Below are 21,552 nucleotides of genomic sequence, written 5' to 3' on the forward strand. Positions count from 1 at the left end.
CCGCGCCGGTCTCCCGGCCCTCGACTCCCCCCACCCCGAAAGGCCTTCCCCGATGACCGCACCGCACGGCCGGGCGCTTCTGCACCTGGCCGCAGCCCTCGACCAAGGGGCGGCCCACGACGCCGCCTCCTTCGTGGAACTGGCCCAGCTCGCGGAGCGCGGTGTCCTCGACTTCGTCACCCTCGGGGACACCTTCCCGCGGCCGGGACTCGACGCGCTCGCCGTGCTCTCCCGGGTCGCGCCCGTCACCGGCCGGATCGGTCTGGTGCCGACCGTCACCACCACACACACCGAGCCCTTCCAGGTCCAGGCCGCCGTCGCGACCCTCGACTGGGTCAGCCGAGGCCGGGCCGGCTGGCAGATCGACGTGTCGAGGACCGGGGCGGAGGCCCGGCTGTTCGGCCGCCGCACGCCCGAACTCCCGGACGTACCCGGCCGGGTGACGTTCCCGCCGCCCGTCGACGCCCTCTGGCAGGAGGCCGGCGAGGTCGCCGACGTCGCCGCCCGGCTCTGGGACAGCCGGGAGGACGGCGCCGAGACACGCGACGCGACCACCGGCCGCGGCGTCGACCGGAACAAGCTCCACCAGGTCGACTTCGAGGGCGGCACCTTCTCCGTGAAAGGCACCTCGACCGTGCCACGGCCCCCGCAGGGCCACCCCGTCCGGGTCGTCGACGTGACCGAGTCGGCCGCCCGGCGGACCGCCGCCCGGTACGCGGACGTGGCGATCGTGCGGGTCGCCGGCCCGGCCCAGGCGCGTGCCGCGCGCGTCGAACTGCGGGACATGGCAGCCGCGTTCGGGCGCGACCCCGACGATCTGCGCGTCCTCGCCGGGCTCGGGATCGACCTCGGTGACGGCGAGCGCGCGGCTGAGCCCGGCCACGGCGGAGGCGGGCCCCGGCAGACCGCACAGGGCCCGCTGTACCGCGGCGGGCCCGTCGGCCTCGTCGAACTGATCACCGCCTGGCACCGGGCGGACGCCGCCGACGGTTTCCACCTCACGCCCGTCGAGCCGCGCCGCGACCTGGAGCGGCTCGTCAACGGAACGGTCGCGCTGCTCCAGCACCGCGCGCTGTTCCGCACCTTCTATCCGGGCAGCACCCTCAGGGAACACCTGGGGCTCGCCCGGCCCGTCAACCGCTACGCCGTGACGGGGGGAGCGTCATGACCGTACGCAAACGGATGCACCTCGCCGTCCGCCTTCCGGGCCTCGGCGGCACCACCGCCGGGACCGGCCGGCGCTCCGGTTCCCCGGTCGACTTCGCCGCCTTCGAGCGCCTGGCGCGCACCGCCGAGCGCGGTCTGTTCGACTTCCTCCTCCTCACCGGGGGAGAGCGGTCCGGAGAAACCGAGGGGCGCGTCCACGACCCGGACACCGTGGGCCGGCCCGAGGCTGTCACGGTCCTCAACGCGCTCGCCGCCGTCACCGAACGGCTCGGGCTCGCCGCCACCGTCGACACGGTCTCCCACCAGCCGTACGAACTCGCCCGCAGACTCGCCACGCTGGACCACCTCAGCGAAGGCCGGGCCGCCTGGAACATCGTGACGTCCACGGTGGCCGCCACCGCGGAGAACTTCCGCCGCGGCAGCCGTCCGGACACGACGGGCCGCCACCCGGTCGCCGCCGAATTCGTCGAGGTGTCACGGGAGTTGTGGGACTCCTGGACCCCCGACGGGGTGTCCCGCCAGGTCGCGCACCGGGGCCGGCACTTCGACGTCTCGGGCGAGTTCACCGTGCCGCGCCCACCGCAGGGACACCCCGTGCTCATCCACGCGGGGGACTCGCCCGCGGGACGGGACTTCGCGGTCCGGGCCGCCGACGTCGTCCTCGCCGGCCAGGGGGCAGGGCACCGCCTCCCGGGGAGGCAGGGCTCCCGGCAGGACACGCTGGAGGCGGGCCGGGCGTTCTACGCCGAGGTGAAGGGGAGACTCGCGGCCCACGGCCGGTCGCCCGAGGAGCTGAAGATCATGCCCCTGGTCACCTACGTGCTCGGCGACACGGCCGCCGAGGCGCGGGAACGGGCCGCCGCGATCCGCCGCGAACAGATCCCGCCGCGCAACGCGGTCGGCACCCCGGAACGGAGCCGGGGCGCCGGCTTCTCCTCCGGCGACCCGGACGGGCCGCTTCCCGCCGTCGACCCGGGCCTTGGACCGCCGCCGGCCGTCGACCCGGACCTTGGACCGCTGCCGGCACAGGGCCGGGCGACGGCGACCGGCGTGCTGACCGTCGCGGAGAAGCGGTGGGCCCGCGCCCGCGAGAAGGCCCCGCCCGTCCGGCAGACCGTCATCGAGGCATCACGGCACCCCACGTTCGTCGGCACGCCGGAGTCGGTCGCGGCCGAGCTCGACGAGTTCGTACGGACCGGAGCCGCCGACGGATTCGTCCTCGTACCCCGTGCGACACCCGGCGCGCTCGAGGAGTTCGTGGACCGGGTGGTGCCGCTGCTCCAGGAACGCGGCGTGTTCCGCACCGCATACACGGACACGACGTTGCGCTCGCACCTCGGCCTGGCCGAGCCCATATGGAAGGGTTGATCACATGACGACGGACGCACTCGAGGACTGGAAGCACTGGCAGGAACACCGTGTCGCGACGGTGTCCGCGCCGTACGGCCCGCTCGCGCTCACCGGAACCCACTGGATCGAGGACTATCCGGAGGGGCGACTTCCGGACATCCCCGGGCGGTGGGTCGCCAAGGGGGACGGAGTGGCCCTGACGGCGGTCGCCGAGGACGGGCTCACCCTCGACGGCGAGCCCTTCACCGGCGAGATCGTGCTGGACGCCGACTACGGACCGGCCGACGGAGCCCGGGTCGGGCGCGGGGAGCGGCGGTTCGTCGTCCTGGTGCGTGAGGGGATCTGGGGCGTACGCGACTACGACCCCGCGGCAGCCACCCGGGGGGCCTTCAGGGGCATCGAGGCGACCCCGTACGACGGGCGCTGGTCGGTGCCCGGACACTTCACCCCGTACGGCGAAGGGCGTACCGTGCGCGTCGAGAACGCGGACGGAGTCGCCCGCGGGCTCGCCCTCGGCGGTGTCCTCGCCTTCACCCTGGACGGGCAGGACCTCACCCTCCAGGTGTCGGTCGAGAGCGACGGCTCGCTGTGGGCGGTCTTCGCCGACACCACCAGCGGGGACAGCAGTTACCGCTTCCGGTTCCTGCGCCCGGCGGCGCCCGACGCCGAGGGGCGCACGACGGTGGACTTCAACCGGGCCGTGCTTCCGCCGTGCGCGTTCGCCGACCATTTCGTCTGCCCGTTCCCGCCGCCCGGAAATACGCTGAGCGTGGCCGTCGCCGCGGGGGAGCGCCGTCTGGGCTGAGGCCTCCGGGACGTCCGAAGGCGTGGGGGAAATCTGAAGCCTTCAGTGGTCCGATGATCAACCTCCTTGATATGAAGGCAAGTTGAACGCTGCACGGCCGAAAGGCGCCCTTGCGCCCGTCGGCCGTGCCGCCGAATACTCCCCCTCAGCGCTTGTCAGGAGCACGGCTTGTCCGGAATCCGGACGGGCGGCTCCCGGCTGCGCCTCACGGGCCCCAACCCCACGACACGAGGGCCCCTTACTTCCCTTCGGAGGAATGAAACGTGAGGATCAAGCGCACCACCCCCCGCAGCGGGATAGCGAGACGGAGTCGGCTGATCGCCGTGTCCACCGGACTCGTCGCCGCGGCAGCGTTCGCGATCCCCAGCGCGAACGCGTCCGACGTCCAGACCTTCAGCACCACCCAGCTGAGCAGTGTCAACAAGTCGGTACTCCAGTCCGACATCGCGGGCACCGCCTGGGCGGTCGACGCCAAGACGAACCGTGTGGTCGTCACCGTCGACAGCACGGTCTCGAAGGCCGAGATCGCGCAGATCAAGAAGGACGCCGGCGCCAACGCCGACGCCCTCACCATCAAGCACACCGCGGGCAAGTTCAACAAGCTGATCTCCGGCGGCGACGCCATCTATGCGAGTAGCTGGCGCTGCTCGCTCGGCTTCAACGTCCAGGACAACAGCGGGAACTACTACTTCCTGACCGCCGGTCACTGCACCGACGGCGCGGGCACCTGGTGGTCGAACTCCGGACACACGACCACGCTCGGCACCACCGCGGGCTCCAGCTTCCCGACCAACGACTACGGCATCGTGCGCTACACGAACACGTCCGTCACGAAGTCGGGCGCCGTCGGCAGCCAGGACATCGCCAGCGCCGCCACGCCCTCCGTGGGCACCACCGTCTACCGTCGCGGCTCCACGACCGGCACCCGCAGCGGCCGTGTCACCGCGCTCAACGCGACGGTCAACTACGGTTCCGGCGACATCGTCTACGGCATGATCCAGACCACGGTCTGCGCCGAGCCCGGTGACTCCGGCGGCCCGCTCTACGGCGGCAGCGTCGCGTACGGTCTGACCTCCGGCGGCAGCGGCAACTGCAGCTCCGGCGGTACGACCTTCTTCCAGCCCGTGACCGAGGCCCTCAGCGCCTACGGAGTCCACGTCTACTGACCGGCGCGTACGGCAACCCCCCACAGCCAGACCTGCGGCCAGCAGCAGGAGAGCCCCCGCACGCAACCGGCGTGCGGGGGCTCGCCCTTGCTCGGGCGGCGGCGTTACCGTCGACGTACACGCTGTACATCCCGATGCGCCACTTCGGACCCTGGGGGGCCGTGATGGTCGAGGAGCTGGTCGCGGCGGGAGTCTCCGTCGCCTCCGTGGGCCTGGTCTATGTGATGGCCGGTGCCCGTGTCGTCAAACAGTACGAACGGGGCGTGGTGCTGCGGCTCGGCAGGCTGCGCCCGGCCGTACGCGGCCCCGGATTCACCCTGGTGATCCCCGGCGTCGACCGGCTGCGCAAGGTCAACATGCAGATCGTGACCCTTCCCGTGCCGGCCCAGGAGGGCATCACACGGGACAACGTGACCGTGCGGGTGGACGCGGTCGTCTACTTCAAGGTGGTGGACGCGGCCGACGCGGTCATCCAGGTCGAGGACTACCGCTTCGCGGTCTCGCAGATGGCGCAGACGTCCTTGCGCTCGATCATCGGCAAGAGCGACCTGGACGATCTGCTGTCCAACCGCGAAAAGCTCAACCAGGGACTGGAGTTGATGATCGACAGCCCGGCCATCGGCTGGGGTGTGCAGATCGACCGGGTCGAGATCAAGGACGTGTCGCTGCCGGAGACGATGAAGCGGTCCATGGCGCGGCAGGCCGAGGCCGACCGTGAGCGGCGCGCCCGGGTCATCAACGCGGACGCGGAGCTGCAGGCGTCCAAGAAGCTGGCGCAGGCCGCCGAGGTGATGTCGGAACAGCCGGCCGCGCTCCAACTGCGGCTGCTCCAGACGGTGGTGGCCGTCGCGGCCGAGAAGAACTCCACGCTCGTCCTGCCCTTCCCGGTGGAGCTGCTGCGCTTCCTGGAACGGGCTCAGCAGCCGGCCGCGCCCGGGCCGTCCGTCGACCCGCGGGAGTCGGTCGTTCCGGCGGCCGAGCAGGTGCCGCCGCTCGACGGCCGACGGCCCGAGCAACCGGTGCAGAAGCAACCGCCGCCCGGGGAAACCTCCTTGGACCGACCCCCTGAAGGGTCGATAACCAGACAGGACTAGACCTCGCAGGCCGCATCGGCGCGACCATCGGACCGTGTTTGCGGAGGGAATCCACAGGGCGTGACCACGCACGGTCAAGGCGTAGGGCGGGTACGGCCGTTGTCGTACACGCGTCCTGAAGTCGACCTTGTGTGTTGCCTGTGCGTCTCGGAATAGTGGGTGAGGAACAACTGGCATGGACGCGACGGGACGGGCTTTTCTGTCGTTCTCAGGGTCCATGTCCGTACGCCTTCCGGTCCTGGAGGTCCCCACAACCTCTCGGGCCGACCCCCCACAGGAGGACGTGAGTTGAAGCACCGACGCATACCCAAGAGGCGTGCCGTCATGACGGGTGCGGGTATCGCCGCACTGGTCGCCGCCGGAGTCACCTTCCAGACTGCGAACGCGAGCGAGGCTCCCAGGACCCCGGCGCCGCACACCCTCTCCGTCACGGCGGCCGGAAAGCTCGCCTCGACGCTCGGCGAGGACCTGGGCGCCGACGCGGCGGGAACGTACTACGACGCGAAGTCACGGAACCTCGTCGTGAACGTGCTCGACGGGACCGCGGCCAAGGCCGTCACGGCGGCCGGCGCCAGGGCCAGAATCGTCGAGAACTCCCTCGCCGAGCTGACGAGCGCCCGCACCACGCTCAAGAAGGACGCGACCATCCCGGGAACGTCCTGGGCGACCGACCCGGAGACCAACAAGGTCGTCGTCACCGCCGACCGCACGGTCTCCAAGGCCGAGTGGGCCACGCTCACCGAGGTCGTCGACGGCCTCGGCGCCAAGGCCGAACTCCAGCGCACGAAGGGGGAGTTCAAGCCCTTCATCGCCGGTGGTGACGCCATCAGCGGTTCCGGCGGGCGTTGCTCGCTCGGCTTCAACGTGGTCAAGGACGGGCAGCCGTACTTCATCACCGCCGGTCACTGCACCGAGTCGATCTCCACCTGGTCCGACGCCGACGGCAACCAGATCGGCACGAACGAGCAGTCCAGCTTCCCGGACAACGACTTCGGCCTGGTCAAGTACACGGCGAGCGTGGATCACCCGAGCGAGGTCGATCTCTACAACGGCTCCTCGCAGCCCATCGCCAAGGCGGGCGACGCCACCGTCGGCATGAAGGTGACCCGCAGCGGCTCCACGACCCAGGTGCACGACGGCACGGTCACCGGCCTGGACGCCACCGTGAACTACGGCAACGGTGACATCGTCAACGGCCTCATCCAGACCGACGTCTGCGCGGAGCCCGGCGACAGCGGCGGCTCGCTCTTCTCCGGCGACACCGCGATCGGTCTCACCTCCGGCGGCAGCGGCGACTGCACCGCGGGCGGCGAGACCTTCTTCCAGCCGGTGACCGAGGCGCTCTCGACCTTCGGCGCCCAGATCGGCTGACGGCCTCCCCGGTCCGACGGAGCCCCGCCCCCGCGCACTCGCGGGGGCGGGGCTCCCGGCTCTCCCCGCGCCGGAACCGACGTGCGGAACTCTGGGTTACGAGGCTGGGCGGAGACCCCGGCCGGAGCGGAGTGGGGGCATGCCCCCACGGTCCGAGCCGCCGCTGTTTGCGCAGGTGGGAAGGGTCCGAACGGATGTCGCACAAGAGTTCGAGAATTGGTCTATGGTGGGGGTGGGGTAGCTGGGAACAAGTGTTCGAGAGCTCGTAAGGGCTCACAGGTCAGGAGGTGTGTGTGCCGGGTTTCACGCATCTGCACACCGCCTCCGGGTTCTCCCTGCGGTACGGGGCCTCACACCCGGAGCGTCTCGCCGAGCGGGCCTCCGAGCGGGGCATGGACGCCCTCGCGCTCACCGACCGGGACACCCTCGCGGGCTCGGTCCGGTTCGCCAAGGCCTGCGCGAAGGCGGGTATCCGCCCGCTGTTCGGCGTGGAGCTGGCGGTCGGGGCGCTCGTACGGGGAGAGCGGCGCCGCACCCCGGTGCGCGGCGGCGCCTTCGTCGACGAGTCGGCACCCCGTGCGACCTTCCTCGCCCGGGACGGCGCGACCGGCTGGGCCGACCTCTGCAGAATCGTCACGGCGACGCATGCGGGCGGCAGGGAGGCCGGCCCGCCGGTACTGCCCTGGCCGGACAACCACGCCGAGGGTCTGACCGTGCTGCTCGGCCCCGCCTCCGACGTCGGCCGCGCGCTCGCCGCGGGCCGCCCCGACCGCGCGGCCGGGCTGCTCGCGTCCTGGCGGGAGATCTACGGCGACGCCCTGTGTCTCGAAGCCGTCTGGCACGGCCGGCAGGGCACCGGTCCCGGCTCCCTGCGCCTCGCCGCCCGCACCGTCGGTTTCGCCGCCGAACAGCGTGTACGTCCTGTGCTCAGCAACGCCGTCCGGTATGCCGACGCGGGTCTCGGCCCGGTCGCCGACGTCCTGGACGCCGCCCGCCGGCTCGTTCCCGTCGATCCCCGGCGCGAGCTGGACTCCGGCGAGGCCTGGCTCAAGGACGAGGCCGCCATGCTGGGCGCCGCCGAACGGATCGTCGAAGCGGCGGGCTACCGCCGTGACACCGCGCACCGGCTGCTCGAACAGACGCGGGCCACCGCCGCCGCGTGTCTCGTCGACCCCGAGGACGACCTCGGCATCGGCGGCGTGCACTTTCCCGAACCGCGTCTCGTCGGCGCGGACCGCCGCACCGCCCAGCGCGTCCTGGCCTCCCGGGCGGCGGCGGGCATGGTGCTGCGCGGCTATGCCGGCCGGCGCGCCTACTGGGAACGGATGCACCACGAGCTGGACATCATCGCCCACCACAACTTCGCCTCCTACTTCCTGACGGTCGCTCAAGTGGTGGACGACGTGAGGAAGATGGGCATCCGGGTCGCGGCGCGCGGCTCCGGGGCCGGCTCCCTGGTCAACCACCTCCTCGGCATCGCGCACGCCGACCCCGTCGAGCACCGGCTGCTGATGGAACGCTTTCTGTCCAAGCGCCGCCCGGTGCTGCCCGACATCGACATCGACGTGGAGTCCGCGCGCCGTCTGGAGGTCTACCGCGCGATCATCGGCCGGTTCGGCACCGAGCGGGTCGCGACCGTCTCCATGCCCGAGACCTACCGGGTCCGGCACGCCGTCCGCGATGTCGGCGCCGCCCTCTCCCTGGACCCGGCCGAGATAGACCGGATCGCCAAGGCCTTCCCGCACATCCGCGCCCGCGACGCCCGCGCGGCCATGGACGAACTCCCCGAACTGCGCGAACTGGCGGGGGAGAAGGACAGATACGGCAAGCTGTGGGACCTGGTCGAATCCCTCGACGCCCTCCCGCGCGGCATCGCCATGCACCCGTGCGGGGTGCTCCTCTCCGACGCCTCCCTGCTCGCCCGTACGCCGGTCATGCCGACCAGCGGCGAGGGCCTGCCCATGTCGCAGTTCGACAAGGAGGACGTCGAGGACCTCGGGCTGCTCAAGCTCGACGTGCTGGGCGTGCGGATGCAGTCCGCGATGGCGCACGCGGTGGCCGAGGTGGAGCGGGCCACGGGGGACCGGCCGGACATCGACGCGGTGGCGCCGGGCGACCCGGCGACGTACCGGCTCATCCAGTCCACCGAGACACTGGGCTGCTTCCAGATCGAGTCGCCGGGCCAGCGGGACCTGGTCGGACGCCTGCAGCCCGCGACCTTCCACGATCTCGTCGTCGACATCTCGCTCTTCCGGCCGGGACCGGTCGCCGCCGACATGGTGCGGCCGTTCATCGAGGCGCGGCACGGCCGGGCGCCGGTCCGCTATCCGCACCCCGACCTGGAGGGGCCGCTGAAGGAGACGTACGGAGTCGTCGTCTTCCACGAGCAGATCATCGACATCGTCGACATCATGACCGGCTGCGGGCGCGACGAGGCGGACCGGGTGCGCCGCGGGCTCTCCGACCCCGAGTCGCAGGGGCGGATCCGGTTCTGGTTCGCGCAGCACGCGGCGGTGAAGGGGTACGACGCCGAGACCATCGCGCGCACCTGGGAGATCATCGAGGCCTTCGGGTCGTACGGCTTCTGCAAGGCGCACGCCGTGGCCTTCGCCGTTCCGACGTACCAGTCGGCGTGGCTGAAGGCCCATCACCCGGCCGCGTTCTACGCCGGGTTGCTCACGCACGACCCCGGGATGTATCCGAAGCGGCTGCTGCTGGCGGACGCGCGGCGGCGCGGGGTGCCGGTCCTGCCGCTGGACGTGAACCGGTCGGCGGTCGCCCATCGTATCGAACTGGTGTCTGAATCCATCGATGCCACCGTCCCCGCCGCCTCCACCGTCCCCACCATCTCTGCTGCCTCCGCCGTCCCCGCCGACGCCGTCGCCTCCGCCGTCCCCGCCGGTCGCTGGGGCGTCCGGCTGGCGCTCTCCGACGTGCACGGCATCAGTGAGGCCGAGGCCGCGCGGATCGCGGACGGGCAGCCGTACGCCTCGCTGCTCGACTTCTGGGAGCGGGCCCGGCCGAGCCGGCCGCTCGCCCAGCGGCTCGCGCAGGTCGGCGCGCTGGACGCGTTCGGCGCCAACCGCCGTGACCTGCAACTGCACCTGACCGAACTGCACCGCGGCTCCCGGGGGGCGGGCGGAGGCCAACTCCCCCTGTCCGGCGGGCGGAACACCGCCTCCGCCGGGCTGCCCGACCTGTCCTCGGCGGAGCGGCTGAGCGCCGAGCTGGGCGTGCTCTCGATGGACGCCTCACGCAATCTGATGGACGACCACCGCGCGTTCCTGGGGGAGTTGGGCGTGGTCACGGCGCGTCGGCTGCGCGAGGCGCGGCACGGTGAGACGGTCCTGGTCGCGGGCGCCAAGGCGGCCACCCAGACCCCGCCGATCCGCTCCGGCAAGCGGGTCATCTTCAGCACGCTGGACGACGGGACGGGCCTGGTCGACCTCGCCTTCTTCGACGACTCCCACGACGCCTGCGCGCACACCGTCTTCCACTCCTGGCTCCTGCTCGTGCGCGGAGTGGTGCAGCGCCGGGGCCCGCGCAGCCTCAGCGTGGTGGGCGCGGCGGCGTGGAACCTCGCCGAACTGGTCGAGCTGCGCGCCGAGGGCGGCCTCGACGTGGTGGCGGCGCGACTGGCGGAGCCCGCACGGGAGGAACCGGGGGAGCCGGAGAGGCCGGGACCGGGGGAGCCGGGGCGGCCGGGGAAGTCCGTCGACGGTGATCCGGCCGGGGGCCGGACGATCCGGATGTCCACGGGGTACGAGATGCACCCCTGGGCCGATCTGCGTCCCGCGGGCGAAGGGCCCGCGGGGGGAAAGAAATTGTGGCACCAGAGCCCGGGGAGTGCGGGATGACCATCCTCTGCGTACGTTTCCAGCTGCCTCCGATGTACGAGGCCACCCTGCCTCAACTCCTCGGTGTGCTGGAGGAGTTCACCCCTGTCATCGAGGCGCTGCCACCCGACGGCGCACTGCTCGATCTCCGGGGTGCCGAGCGGTACTTCGGGCGCGGTGCCGTCGGGTTCGCCTCGCTGATCCGGGTGCGGGCGCTCGCGCTGTACGGGATCGACTGCGTGATCGGCGCCGGGCCCGGACCGATGCTCGCGCGGATGGCGCTGCGGGACGCCGTGCCCGGGGTGACCCGCGTCGTGTCCGAAGAACCGGACGCCGTAACGGAGTTCCTCGCCGACCGGCCCGTCGCCACGCTGCCCGGCGTCGGCGGCGCCACCACCCGCACCCTGTGCGAGTACGGCCTCGACACCATCGGCAAGGTCGCGGCCGCACCCCTGTCCACGCTGCAGCGCCTCACCGGCGCCCGGGCCGGCCGCGAACTGCACGAGAAGGCGTCCGGCATCGACCGGAGCCGGGTCGTACCGAACGCCACCTCTCGATCTCTCGCCGCCGAACGACCCTTCCAGCACGACGAGTTGGACCCCTTCCGGCATCGCCACGCCCTGCTCTCCGCCACTGAGGAACTCGGCACCCGGCTGCGCGCCCTGGAGAAGGTCTGCCGCACGCTGACCTTCACCGTGCGCTACGCCGACCGCTCCGCGACCACCCGCAGCCGCACCCTCGAGGAACCGACCGCCCACTCCTCGACGCTGACCGGCACCGCCTACCGCATGTACGAGGCGCTCGGCCTCCAGCGCGCCCGGGTTCGTTCGATCGCCCTGCGCGCCGAGGGCCTGACCTCCGCCGCGCGCGCCTCCCACCAGCTCACCTTCGACCCGGTGGACGAGAAGGTCCGCCGCATCGAGGAGGTCGCGGACCGGGCGCGGGCGAAGTTCGGCCCGCATGTGATCGGGCCGGGGACGCTGGCCGCGTGACCTCCGTCCGAGGGCGGCCTCTCGTGCCGCCCTCGGACCGTCCTAGTTGGCCCAGGGCGGGGTGAGGACCGAGCCGTCGGCCAGTTCCGCCCGCAGGCCGATGGAGGTGGTGACCCAGGAGACCGCGGTCTCCTGGGCCGGGTTCTCGATGCCGACGGTCGCGCCCGGGGTGATGATCACGGTGTCGCCCGGGGCGATCCGCTCGGTGACGCCGTCGAGCGTGACCAGCAGCTCGCCGGAGAGGAGATGGAAGATCTCCTCGTGGCTGACGGTGTGTACCGGGGCCCGGTGCCCCGCGGGGATCTCCGTACGCCAGGCGCACAGCTCCTTGCTGCCGCTGCGCGGAGCGGCGTACGAGAGGAAACGGCCGCCGTGGATCTCGTGGACGACGGCTTCGGACGAGCGGACGACGGGCACGGGTGCCTCCTGGGTCGGCGGTATATGGTCAAGCTGCTTGACCATAGGTTCAGGCAATATAGTCAAGCAGCTTGACCGATTCGTCAAGGGTGTTTCAATGCACGCGTGCAGAACTCCGAGGCCATGGCCCTGTCCGCCGCCCTGCTCGCCACCGCCGGTGAGCTGACGCAACGTATCCATGAGGGCGTGATCGCCCGCGGATTCGAGGGGGTGCGGCCCGCGCACGGCTTCGCCTTCGCGCGGCTCGCGCCGGGCGGGGCGACGGTCACCGACCTCGCCGCCCATCTCGGGGTCACCAAGCAGGCCGCCAGTCAGCTGGTCGAGGAACTCGTCCGCAAGGGGTATGTCGAGCGGCGGCCGCACCCCGACGACGCGCGCGCCAGGCTCATCGTGCTGACCGAGCTCGGCTGGGCCTGCACCCGTGCGGCGGAAGAGGCGGCCGCCGATGCCGTGCGCGGGTGGTCCGAACTGCTGGGAGAGAGCGAAATGCGCGCGTTGTATACGCGTTTGGTGCGTATCGCGCCCTACGGTCCGATCAAGCCCGCCTGGTGACGGTCGGCCGATCGCGGCGGTCATCCCGGTTATCACTGGAAGTTTTTACTGACGCGTAACTTCACAGTTCTGCTACTCGACCGTAACTTGACGAGTGAACAGCATCCTCGTGATCCGGATCACAGGGCGTAGACCCCCACAACTCCCTTGAGCCGCAAGGAGATCACCCGATGCTGCCCTGGAAGCGAGTACTCAGACCCCTGGCCGCGCTGCTTCTGACCACCGCTGTCGCGGTCGTCCCCGCCGCGACAGCGCAAGCCGCCTCCGCCCCCAGCAGTGGCTGGAACAACTACTCCTGCAAGCCGTCGGCCACACACCCCCGCCCCGTCGTCCTCGTCCATGGGACCTTCGGGAACTCGGTCGACAACTGGCTGGCCCTCGCGCCCTACCTGACCAGCCGTGGGTACTGCGTCTTCTCCCTCGACTACGGGCAACTGCCCGGCGTCCCCTTCTTCAACGGCCTCGGCCCCATCGACAAGTCGGCCGCACAGCTCCAGGTCTTCGTCGACAAGGTGCTCGGCGCGACCGGCGCCGCCAAGGCCGACCTGGTGGGCCACTCGCAGGGCGGCATGATGCCCCGCTACTACCTCAAGTTCCTCGGCGGAGCCGCCAAGGTGAACGCCCTCGTCGGGATCGCCCCCGACAACCACGGCACGACCCTCAACGGCCTCGCCAACCTGCTGCCGTACTTCCCGGGCGCCGGGGACCTGCTGTCGACGGCTACTCCGGGACTCGCGGACCAGGTCGCCGGCTCCGCGTTCCTGACCAAGCTCAACGAAGGCGGCGACACCGTCGCCGGCGTCCACTACACGGTCATCGCCACCAAGTACGACGAGGTGGTCACGCCGTACAACTCGCAGTATCTGAGCGGTTCCGACGTCCACAACGTCCTGTTGCAGAACCTGTGCGGGCTCGACTTCTCCGAGCACGTGGCCATCGGGCTCTTCGACCGGATCGCCTACCACGAGGTGGCGAACGCCCTCGACCCGGCGCACGCCTCCGCCACCACCTGCGCGTCCGCGTTCAGCTGAGCACGCCGCCGGGGGCTGTCCGGCCTGAGCCGCCGGTCAGCCCCCGGAGTCGTCCCGCGTCCCAGGACCAGTCCGCGTCCCAGGACCTGTCCGCGCCCTAGCGGCCGTGCCGGCCGTCCGACGCCGCGCGCCGCCGCACCGAGGCGAACAGCGCCGCCGCACCGAGCGCCAGAGCGGCGGCTCCGCCGATCGCGATGTACGAGGTGGAGGCGTCGCCGCCGGTCTCGGCGAGGCTCTCGGAGGAACCCGCTGCCTCCGGCTCGTTCTCCGCCGGGTCCGAAGCGGTCCGGGCGTCCTCGGCGGAGTCCTCGCCCTTGTCGCCCTTGTCGTCCTCGGTCACCCCGGCGGCGTCCGCGCTCGCGGTCGGCTCCGCCGACGTACTGGCGTCGTCGTCCCCGTGGCCGTGGTGCTCCACGGTCGATTTGTCGCCGCCGTCCTCGATCTGCTCGTCGGAGGGCGCGGAGGCGCTCGGCGCGGGAGCGGCGCCGCCGCCCGCGTCACTGCCACCACTCCCGCCGAACGCGACGTCGGAGCACGAGTAGAAGGCCTCCGGGCTGTCCGAGCGCTGCCAGACCGCGTACAGGAGCTGCTTGCCCGAGCGCTTCGGGAGGGTGCCGGAGAAGGTGTAGAAACCGCCCGAGGCGGCCGGGTCGGTGACCGTCGCGACCGGGTGCGCCAGGTCCAGGTCGTCCCAGGCGAGCGGCTGGGACGGGTCGTAACCGGCCTTCGTGATGTAGACCTTGAACGTGCCCTTGTGCGGTGCGGTCACCCGGTACTTGAAGGTGTACGAGCCGCTGCTCACGCTCGTCGCGGGCCAGTCGGAGCGCGCCAGGTCGAGTCCCTTGAACTCGTCGTTGTTCGCGCTGCACATCTTGCCGTCCGGGATCAGCGCCTCGTGCCGCCCGTTCGCGTCGCCGATGCGGATGCCGTTCCAGTCGTAGAGCGCCTGGGTGCCGCCCGCCGCGACGGCCGCCTTGCAGGCGTCCGACCCGGGGCTCTCCGGACCCTCCGCGTAGCACTGGGACACGCGGCTCACCGGATCCCCCATCGAGCCGTGCGCCGAGGCCGGCACGGCGGCCAGCGCGGACAGGGCGAGCGGGGCGATGCCGAGGGCGGCGACGCCGGCGGCCTTGCGGCGTGCAGACATGAGGGAACTCCTCGAACGGTTCTGGCGAGTGGGGAGAGTCCCGCACGGCGTTCCGTGCGGGGGGATCCCGTGGGGGGCGATCAGAAAACTAGCCCCTGGAAACCGTGGAATCGCCTGCTGGAGGCGGGTGATGGAGATCCTTATGGCGGCGTTAAGGGAGTGCTGAGACTGCGATCAGGTAGGTAGCGTGCGAGGCATGACAGAGACGTCCGAGGAGTACGGGGAGACGCCCGAGGGGTTCGGAGTGCGGCCGGCCGTCGCTGCCGACGTGCCCGTCGTGAAGGCCGTGATCGACGCCGCGTTCCAGCCCTACACCGAGCGCATCGGGCGCGTCCCGGTGCCCATGGAAGCGGACCACGCCGCGAATGTGGCCGCGGGGCGGGTGTTCGTCACGGGGGAGCCGGTGGCCGGGCTCGTGGTCGTCGAGGAGCGCCCGGACCATCTGTATCTCGACATCATCGCCGTCCGCCCCGATGCCCATGGCCGGGGCATCGGGGGACGGCTGCTGCGTTTCGTGGACGCGCACGCGCGTGCGCTCGGGCTGGACGAGATCAGGCTCTACACGAACGCGATGATGTGGGAGAACCAGAAGATCTACCCGGGATACGGGTACGAGATGACCGAGCGGCGCGTGGAAGGGCCGTACGACCGGATCCACTACGTCAAGCGGCTGGCCTGACGGCGTCCACCACGATGCCGCCGATCCGGCGGTGTCCACCGCGAGCCGTTGACCGGACAGTGTCGACCGCGATCCGTTGCTCGGACGGTGTCGACTGCGAGCCGCCGATCCGGCGGTGTCCACCGCGAGCCGTTGACCGGACGGCTCCCGTGGGCCGTGGCGGGCGCGGCGGCTCAGCCGTCCGGCCACCAGGTGCGCGCGATGTCCTTTCGGACCTCCGGGCGCTCGGCGGGGCGCTCGTCGGGCTCGTCCCGTACGCGGCGGGAGTCCGACTTCCTCAGGGGCTTCTGCACGGTCACACGGCGCATGGCTGCCTCCTTGCGTCTACCGGATTCCGCGGTTGTACGGAGGTAGACCCTTTCGGGGAGAGTTCCTCATCGGTCGCGTTCTGTCTGTGGCGGCGGTCACCTGTCGATGGTCGGTGCGGTCACCCGTCGACTGTCAGTGGCGGGTGTCACCCTGGGGCGCATGGTGAGTAACAGTGGCATGAATCCAGGGGCGGACGTCGACTGGGACGCCGAGTCCGTCACCTTCGACGAGGAGCCCGATCACGGCCTGCGCGACCCCCTGGTCCGCGACGCCTGGGCCGCCCGCCTGCGGGAATGGCTGCCCGAGCGGCCCAGCGATGTGCTCGACGTGGGCTGCGGAACCGGCAGCCTGTCACTCATCGCCTCCGAGCGAGGGCACCGGGTCACCGGGGTCGACCTCTCGCCGCCCATGATCGACCTCGCCCGCGCCAAGCTGGCCGGTCGTGACGCGGCGTTTCTCGTCGGTGACGCGGTGGCACCACCGGTCGGCGAGCAGCGCTTCGACGTCCTGCTCAGCCGCCATGTGCTGTGGGCGCTGCCCGATCCCGAGCGCGTGCTGCGGCACTGGCGCGGACTCCTGCGCCCGGGAGGGAGGCTGGTGCTCGTCGAGGGCGTGTGGGGGACCGTGAGCCCGGTCGGCATGTCCGCCGAGCGGCTGACCACCCTGCTCCGGCCTCTGATGGCCCGGGCCGCGGACGACGCCGACCTGCGCGTGGAGCCGTTGTCCGCCGACGCGCGGCTCTGGGGGAGAGACGTCGACGACGAGCGCTACGCCGTGGTGGCCACCTTCTGAGCGTCGCCGCCACCCGGCCTCGTCGGCCACGCCCGGAACCGGGACCCACGCCCGGGACCCAGGACGGGAGCGGTGTTGGATCACCCGGGGGACCCAGGGGGACCTGGGCACCCCGGGGTCCGGGCCCGTTCGGCAGGTCGCGTCGGCTACGCCAGGAGTGCTTCGAAGCCGCCCTCGCGGGCCAGGTGTTCGAGTTCGTCCAGGGCCTTCTCGGCGGCGGCCGCGGCCGCCGGGTCGGTGGCCGCCAGGCCGCTCTCCGCGAACTCGTCCTCGTCCAGGCGCAGTACGTCCGCGCCGTCGGCCGAGCGCCACAGGTCCAGGTCGAGATCCTCGACGACCAGCCGGCCTCCGGAGACGGTGGCCGGGCGGGTGATGTCGCAGTACCAGCCCTTGCGTACGCCCGCGGAGTCCCGGACCTCCTTCACCGCGTACCAGCGGTCCCGCCAGTAGTACTCGGTGAAGACGTCGCCCTGCTCGAACCGCACGAAGCCGAAGTCGCGGGCGGTGTCGCCCGCCCACGGTGCGCGCACGACCACCCGGGTGCCGTCGTCGGCGAGCAGCTCGGCCGGGTAACTGATCTTCGTACGGCCTGCCTTGACGAGCACGATCTCCAACGAGCCGGGCGTGTCAGCCGAGGTCACGGACATACTTCACCTCCGTCGCGCAGATTTCGTAACCGAACCACTTGTTGATCGCCAGCATCGGCCCGTTGCCGGTGTCGTTGCCCGTGAACGCGTCCGTGAAGCCGGCCGCGCGGGCCCGGTGCAGGGAGTCGTTCTTGGCGAGTTTGGCGAGACCCCGGCCCCGGAAGGCACGGCCGGTGCCCGTCATCACGGTGCCGTAGCGGGTGCCGCCGTCGGTGCGGGCCGCGCTGAACGCCGCCGGGCGGCCGTCGACGAGCGCGACGGTGGTGAGCTCATGGCTCAGCAGCGGGTGGTGCCAGGTCTCCGTCAGCCAGGCCTCGTAGTCCGTGAACTCGCGGTCGACGTCGCTCGGTTCGTCGAGGAGCGTCTCCGCGTCCAGCGTGAACAGCGGTCGCGGGTCGTCCGCGAAGTCCGCCGCGGTGCGCAGCTCCACGCCTGGCGGCGGGGTCCGGAGCGGCGGCAGGGAGCCGTTCGTCAGGTCGAGGCGGAGGAAGTGCGCGGAGCGGGCCGCGCGATAACCCCGCTTCTCGGCGAAGGCGCGGTACGCGGGCGCGTCCAGCACCCAGGCGTGCAGCCGGGTCGCGTCCAGGGCGGCGAGCCGGTCCTCGGCGGAGCGCGCCAGCAGTGAACCCGCGCCGCGCCCCGTCCGCTCCGGGTGCACATAGACGTTGACGTAACCCTGGCCGGGCTCCGGGCTGTCGTGTACGAGACCCACCTGCGCGGTGCCGATCAGCTCGCCGTCCTCCTCGGCCAGCAACGGCTGGTAGTGGGAGTCGGGATGTGCCTGCTCCAGGTCGTAGGCGATGGACTCGGGGGTGAAGAGCATGAACGGGAGGGCCTGGTGACGGATGCGGGCGAAGCCCGCGGCGTCCACCGGGTCCCCGCGGCGCAGCTCACGAACGATCACGGTCATGGCATCGCACGCTACGCGTGGGCCGTGTGAGGATGCCTCTCATTTTCCGGCGGGTACGGCGGATTCGCTCTCCACGGGTACGGGACAATCGCTGCGTGACCCTGAAGATCCACATCGCAGAGGGGGCCGCGCCGTACGAGCAGGTGCGCGCCCAGATTTCCGAGCAGGCACGGTCCGGCGCGCTGCCGGTCGGCTACAAGCTGCCCACGGTACGGGGGCTGGCCGAGTCGCTCGGCCTCGCGGCCAACACCGTCGCCAAGGCCTACCGGGCCCTCGAGTCGGACGGGGTGATCGAGACGCGGGGCCGCAACGGAACGTTCGTCGCCGCCGCCGGGGACGCCGCGTCACGCGAGGCCGCGTCCGCCGCGCAGGCCTACGCCGAGCGGGCGCGACGGCTCGGACTGACCGAGGACGCCGCCCTGGACGCCGTACGGGATGCGCTGAGGGCGGCGTTCGAGGGTTCCTAGCCGATCCTGGTCCCGCTTCCGGACGGGGTCCGAGCCGAGACAGGGGCGCTCGTGCGCGTCCCTCGTGGGTCCTGCGCGTCGCTCACAGGTACAGGCCCGCGTCCGCGCCCTCGCGCTGGTCGGGTACCGACGTCGGTGTCGTGCCGCGGCGCAGCGCGTACAGCTCCGCGAGGGTCGCGCCCTCGCGCGAGACGCCCTCCTCGGTGCCCAGCCAGCCCACCGCCTCCCGGCGGGTGAGCGCCCCGACCTCGATCCGGGCGAGGCAGCGGCCGGGGCGGACGACGGCGGGGTGGAGGCGCTCCAGGTCCTCGTTCGTCGTGACGCCCACGAGGACGTTGCGGCCCTGGCCGAGCAGTCCGTCGGTGAGGTTGAGCAGCCGCGAGAGGGCCTGGCCCGCGGTGTGCTTCGCCTCGCCGCGGATCAGTTCGTCGCAGTCCTCGAGCAGCAGGAGCCGCCAGCGCCCCTTGCCCGTGCCGTCCTCCTCGCCGATCGCGATGTCCATCAGATAGCCGACGTCGGAGAACAGGCGCTCGGGGTCCAGCACGCAGTCCACCTGGCACCAGTCGCGCCAGGAACGGGCCAGCGTGCGCAGGGCGGAGGTCTTGCCGGTGCCGGGCGGGCCGTGGAGCAGCAGCAGACGGCCCGCGATGTCCTCCGGGGTGGTCTTCATCAGGCGGTCCATGGCGTCCGCCACCGGTGCCGTGTAGTTGGGGCGGACCTCCTCCCACGTCCCCGCCGAGATCTGCCGGGTCGTGCGGTGCGGGCCCCGGCGCGGCGACACGTACCAGAAGCCCATCGTCACGTTCTCCGGCTGCGGTTCCGGCTCGTCCGTCGCGCCGTCCGTCGCCTGCTTCAGCACCTTCTCCGCCAGCTCGGCGCTGGTCGCCGTCACCGTGACGTCGGCGCCCCGGTTCCAGCGGGAGACCAGCAGGGTCCAGCCGTCGCCCTCGGCGAGGGTCGCGCTGCGGTCGTCGTCGCGCGCGGAACGCAGCACCCGGGCGCCCGGGGGCAGCAGGGTGGCCCCGGACCGTACGCGGTCGATGTTCGCCGCGTGCGAGTGCGGCTGCTCGCCCGTCGCGAAGCGACCGAGGAACAGCGCGTCGACGACGTCCGACGGCGAGTCGCTGTCGTCGACGTTGAGCCTGATCGGCAGAGCGTCGTGTGGGTTCGCAGACATGTCGCCATGATCTGTCACGCGGGCGCCCCGTGCACCCGGTTTCCGCGGTGCGTCGCGTGTGTCGCGTGTGGTGCCGCCCTTCCGGTGTATCCCTTCCGTCCTGTTACAGGGCTGTGGTGAACGAGATCTGTCCCGCGCCGGATTCCCCCGGTTACTGTGGCCCATGATGGGACGTCATGGGTGGAATTCGGGGGCGGGACGATGGCGCCTCACCGCGCTGATCGGCGTGGGGATCGCTGTGCTGGCCCTGGTGGTGACGCTGATCAACACCCTGCCGGGAGACGGCGGGAGCACCGCGGGCACGACCCGCGACGGGGACAAGGTGCACGGCACGCCGGTCACTCCGCCCGAGTCGCCGCGTCCCGAGGTGGGCTGGGGCTTCACCCACACCCAGTTCAGCGCGGACGAGGGCAGTGACGCCGCCACCGAGCGGGTCGAGGGGCTGCTGGGCAAGAACCAGGTGTCGCTGCCGCAGAACCAGCACATCATGGGCTGGGGAGCGGGCAACCCCGAGCCGTCCGAGGGGCGTTACGACTTTTCCGAGATGGACAGCCGCATCGACTTCATCCGCAGGTCGGGCGGCACCCCGATCGTTACGCTGTGCTGCTCCCCGGACTGGATGAAGGGCGGCAAGTCCGGTGCCGACAAGACGAACTGGAGCCGGTCCTCGCTGGAGACGGCCCCGGAGCCGTCCCACTTCGAGGACTTCGCCGCGCTCGCCGCGACCGTCGCCAAGCGCTATCCCGACGTACGGCACTTCATCGTCTGGAACGAGTTCAAGGGCTTCTGGAACGACAGCGAGGCCCGCTGGGACTACGAGGGCTACACCAAGCTCTACAACCTGGTCTACAAGGCGCTGAAGAAGGTCGACAAGGACATCATGGTGGGCGGTCCCTACCTGGTCATGGACAGCTTCGACCCACGTCAGACCCACGACGCGTCCCCGACCGTGAAGGGCGCCTGGGGTGCCATGGACCAGCGGGTCCTCGACGCCTTCGACTACTGGAACGAGCACAAGGCGGGCGCCGACTTCGTCGTCGTGGACGGCTCCAGCTACACGAACGACGACGACATGCTGCCCGACGAGTTCGCGGCCACCGACAAGTTCACGGCCGTCGGGAAGTGGGTGCGTGAGCGGACGCGCGGTCTGCCGCTGTGGTGGGCCGAGTACTACGTCGAACCGGCCGACGGCAAGGACGAGCGCAAGGGCTGGTCCGAGACCCGCCGCGTCGCCGTCCAGGCCGGCGGGATGATCGCGATGGTCAAGGGCGGCGCCTCCTCCGGCTTCTACTGGAACCCGGAGAAGGAGAAGGGCCCGGCCTGCGCCGGCTGTCTGTGGTCACCGACCGGCACCGCGGGCGGGGGAAAGGAACTCCCCCTGTACGACCTGATCTCCCGCTTCGCCAAGGCGTTCCCGCCGGGGACGGCGTACGAGAAGGTCTCCGTCGCCGCGGACGACGTGCCCAACGTGCGCGTCCTCGCCTCCGACCGGACCGTCCTCGTGGTCAACACCCTGGACCGGTCGATCGACGCGAAGGTCGACGGGAAGCGGTTCGAGATGGGCGCGTACGAGGTGAAGTGGCTCAGCCGGTAGCCCGGTTGAGCCGTGCGAGGTGAAGTGGCTCAGCCGGTGGTCCGGTTGA

Annotated in this window: 20 protein-coding genes; 14 read left to right on the forward strand and 6 right to left on the reverse strand. The window is 71.5% G+C overall.

Going from position 1 to position 21,552, the window contains the following annotated elements; all coding sequences use genetic code 11:
• Positions 1-52: 52 nt before the first annotated feature.
• The 8 genes from OOK38_RS24845 to OOK38_RS24880 all read left to right on the forward strand — a co-directional run bounded on the left by OOK38_RS24845 (position 53) and on the right by OOK38_RS24880 (position 11,781).
• Entirely contained in the window at positions 53-1,168 is a 1,116-nt protein-coding gene (locus tag OOK38_RS24845) for an LLM class flavin-dependent oxidoreductase (RefSeq protein WP_266848818.1), read from the forward strand.
• A complete protein-coding gene (locus OOK38_RS24850; RefSeq protein ID WP_266848820.1) occupies positions 1,165-2,535 on the forward strand; it encodes an NtaA/DmoA family FMN-dependent monooxygenase in 1,371 nt (456 codons plus the stop codon). Before OOK38_RS24845 ends, OOK38_RS24850 begins: the two co-directional genes overlap by 4 nt.
• 4 nt (positions 2,536-2,539) lie before the next feature.
• Positions 2,540-3,322 (forward strand): DUF1684 domain-containing protein, encoded by a 783-nt coding sequence (locus OOK38_RS24855; RefSeq protein ID WP_266757031.1) that lies wholly within the window; start codon positions 2,540-2,542, stop codon positions 3,320-3,322.
• A 263-nt stretch (positions 3,323-3,585) separates the two neighbouring features.
• A complete protein-coding gene (locus OOK38_RS24860) occupies positions 3,586-4,488 on the forward strand; it encodes a S1 family peptidase (protein WP_266848822.1) in 903 nt (300 codons plus the stop codon).
• Positions 4,489-4,652: 164 nt separating this feature from the next.
• Positions 4,653-5,582, forward strand: coding sequence for a slipin family protein (locus OOK38_RS24865; RefSeq protein ID WP_266849378.1), 930 nt, complete (start codon positions 4,653-4,655; stop codon positions 5,580-5,582).
• 324 nt (positions 5,583-5,906) lie between these two features.
• Complete coding sequence (locus OOK38_RS24870) at positions 5,907-6,953, forward strand: S1 family peptidase (RefSeq protein WP_323178826.1); 1,047 nt, start codon at positions 5,907-5,909, stop codon at positions 6,951-6,953.
• 293 nt (positions 6,954-7,246) lie between these two features.
• Positions 7,247-10,810 (forward strand): DNA polymerase III subunit alpha, encoded by a 3,564-nt coding sequence (locus OOK38_RS24875; RefSeq protein WP_266848826.1) that lies wholly within the window; start codon positions 7,247-7,249, stop codon positions 10,808-10,810.
• Positions 10,807-11,781, forward strand: a complete 975-nt coding sequence (locus OOK38_RS24880) for a hypothetical protein (RefSeq protein ID WP_266848827.1) — start codon at positions 10,807-10,809, stop codon at positions 11,779-11,781. The genes OOK38_RS24875 and OOK38_RS24880 overlap by 4 nt, the downstream gene beginning before the upstream one ends.
• 42 nt (positions 11,782-11,823) lie before the next feature.
• On the opposite strand, the gene OOK38_RS24885 is transcribed toward OOK38_RS24880, so the two are convergent.
• On the reverse strand, positions 11,824-12,198 hold the full coding sequence (locus tag OOK38_RS24885) for a cupin domain-containing protein (RefSeq protein WP_266765610.1): 375 nt from the start codon (positions 12,196-12,198) through the stop codon (positions 11,824-11,826).
• Between the two features lie 105 nt (positions 12,199-12,303).
• Here OOK38_RS24885 and OOK38_RS24890 point away from each other — a divergent pair, with 105 nt between their 5' ends.
• Both OOK38_RS24890 and OOK38_RS24895 read left to right on the forward strand, forming a co-directional pair.
• Positions 12,304-12,750, forward strand: a complete 447-nt coding sequence (locus OOK38_RS24890; RefSeq protein ID WP_266757023.1) for a MarR family winged helix-turn-helix transcriptional regulator — start codon at positions 12,304-12,306, stop codon at positions 12,748-12,750.
• Between the two features lie 170 nt (positions 12,751-12,920).
• Positions 12,921-13,781 (forward strand): triacylglycerol lipase, encoded by an 861-nt coding sequence (locus tag OOK38_RS24895; protein WP_266848829.1) that lies wholly within the window; start codon positions 12,921-12,923, stop codon positions 13,779-13,781.
• 97 nt (positions 13,782-13,878) lie between these two features.
• On the opposite strand, the gene OOK38_RS24900 is transcribed toward OOK38_RS24895, so the two are convergent.
• A complete protein-coding gene (locus OOK38_RS24900; protein WP_266848831.1) occupies positions 13,879-14,928 on the reverse strand; it encodes a lytic polysaccharide monooxygenase in 1,050 nt (349 codons plus the stop codon).
• A gap of 196 nt (positions 14,929-15,124) precedes the next feature.
• Between OOK38_RS24900 and OOK38_RS24905 the strand changes: the two genes are divergently transcribed.
• Positions 15,125-15,607, forward strand: coding sequence for a GNAT family N-acetyltransferase (locus tag OOK38_RS24905; protein WP_266848833.1), 483 nt, complete (start codon positions 15,125-15,127; stop codon positions 15,605-15,607).
• A gap of 173 nt (positions 15,608-15,780) precedes the next feature.
• Here the strand turns inward: OOK38_RS24905 and OOK38_RS24910 are convergent, their stop codons facing one another.
• Positions 15,781-15,915 (reverse strand): hypothetical protein, encoded by a 135-nt coding sequence (locus OOK38_RS24910; protein ID WP_263974428.1) that lies wholly within the window; start codon positions 15,913-15,915, stop codon positions 15,781-15,783.
• 160 nt (positions 15,916-16,075) lie between these two features.
• Between OOK38_RS24910 and OOK38_RS24915 the strand changes: the two genes are divergently transcribed.
• Positions 16,076-16,708 carry a bifunctional 2-polyprenyl-6-hydroxyphenol methylase/3-demethylubiquinol 3-O-methyltransferase UbiG gene (locus OOK38_RS24915; protein ID WP_266757017.1) on the forward strand — a complete coding sequence of 211 codons (633 nt, stop codon included), beginning with the start codon at positions 16,076-16,078 and terminating at the stop codon, positions 16,706-16,708.
• 146 nt (positions 16,709-16,854) lie between these two features.
• On the opposite strand, the gene OOK38_RS24920 is transcribed toward OOK38_RS24915, so the two are convergent.
• Both OOK38_RS24920 and OOK38_RS24925 read right to left on the reverse strand, forming a co-directional pair.
• Positions 16,855-17,355, reverse strand: coding sequence for a DUF402 domain-containing protein (locus OOK38_RS24920; RefSeq protein ID WP_266757016.1), 501 nt, complete (start codon positions 17,353-17,355; stop codon positions 16,855-16,857).
• Complete coding sequence (locus OOK38_RS24925) at positions 17,336-18,265, reverse strand: GNAT family N-acetyltransferase (RefSeq protein ID WP_266757015.1); 930 nt, start codon at positions 18,263-18,265, stop codon at positions 17,336-17,338. Before OOK38_RS24925 ends, OOK38_RS24920 begins: the two co-directional genes overlap by 20 nt.
• Before the next feature lie 95 nt (positions 18,266-18,360).
• Between OOK38_RS24925 and OOK38_RS24930 the strand changes: the two genes are divergently transcribed.
• On the forward strand, positions 18,361-18,732 hold the full coding sequence (locus OOK38_RS24930) for a GntR family transcriptional regulator (protein WP_266757013.1): 372 nt from the start codon (positions 18,361-18,363) through the stop codon (positions 18,730-18,732).
• 82 nt (positions 18,733-18,814) lie between these two features.
• Here the strand turns inward: OOK38_RS24930 and OOK38_RS24935 are convergent, their stop codons facing one another.
• The gene (locus OOK38_RS24935) at positions 18,815-19,909 is read right to left on the reverse strand and encodes a DUF5925 domain-containing protein (RefSeq protein ID WP_266757011.1); all 1,095 of its coding nucleotides are present in this window, start codon (positions 19,907-19,909) and stop codon (positions 18,815-18,817) included.
• A 166-nt stretch (positions 19,910-20,075) separates the two neighbouring features.
• Between OOK38_RS24935 and OOK38_RS24940 the strand changes: the two genes are divergently transcribed.
• Entirely contained in the window at positions 20,076-21,503 is a 1,428-nt protein-coding gene (locus tag OOK38_RS24940) for a xylan 1,4-beta-xylosidase (RefSeq protein WP_266765609.1), read from the forward strand.
• Positions 21,504-21,552 lie beyond the last annotated feature (49 nt).

It is taken from the genome of Streptomyces sp. NBC_00568 (assembly GCF_026341855.1).
Taxonomy (GTDB): domain Bacteria; phylum Actinomycetota; class Actinomycetes; order Streptomycetales; family Streptomycetaceae; genus Streptomyces.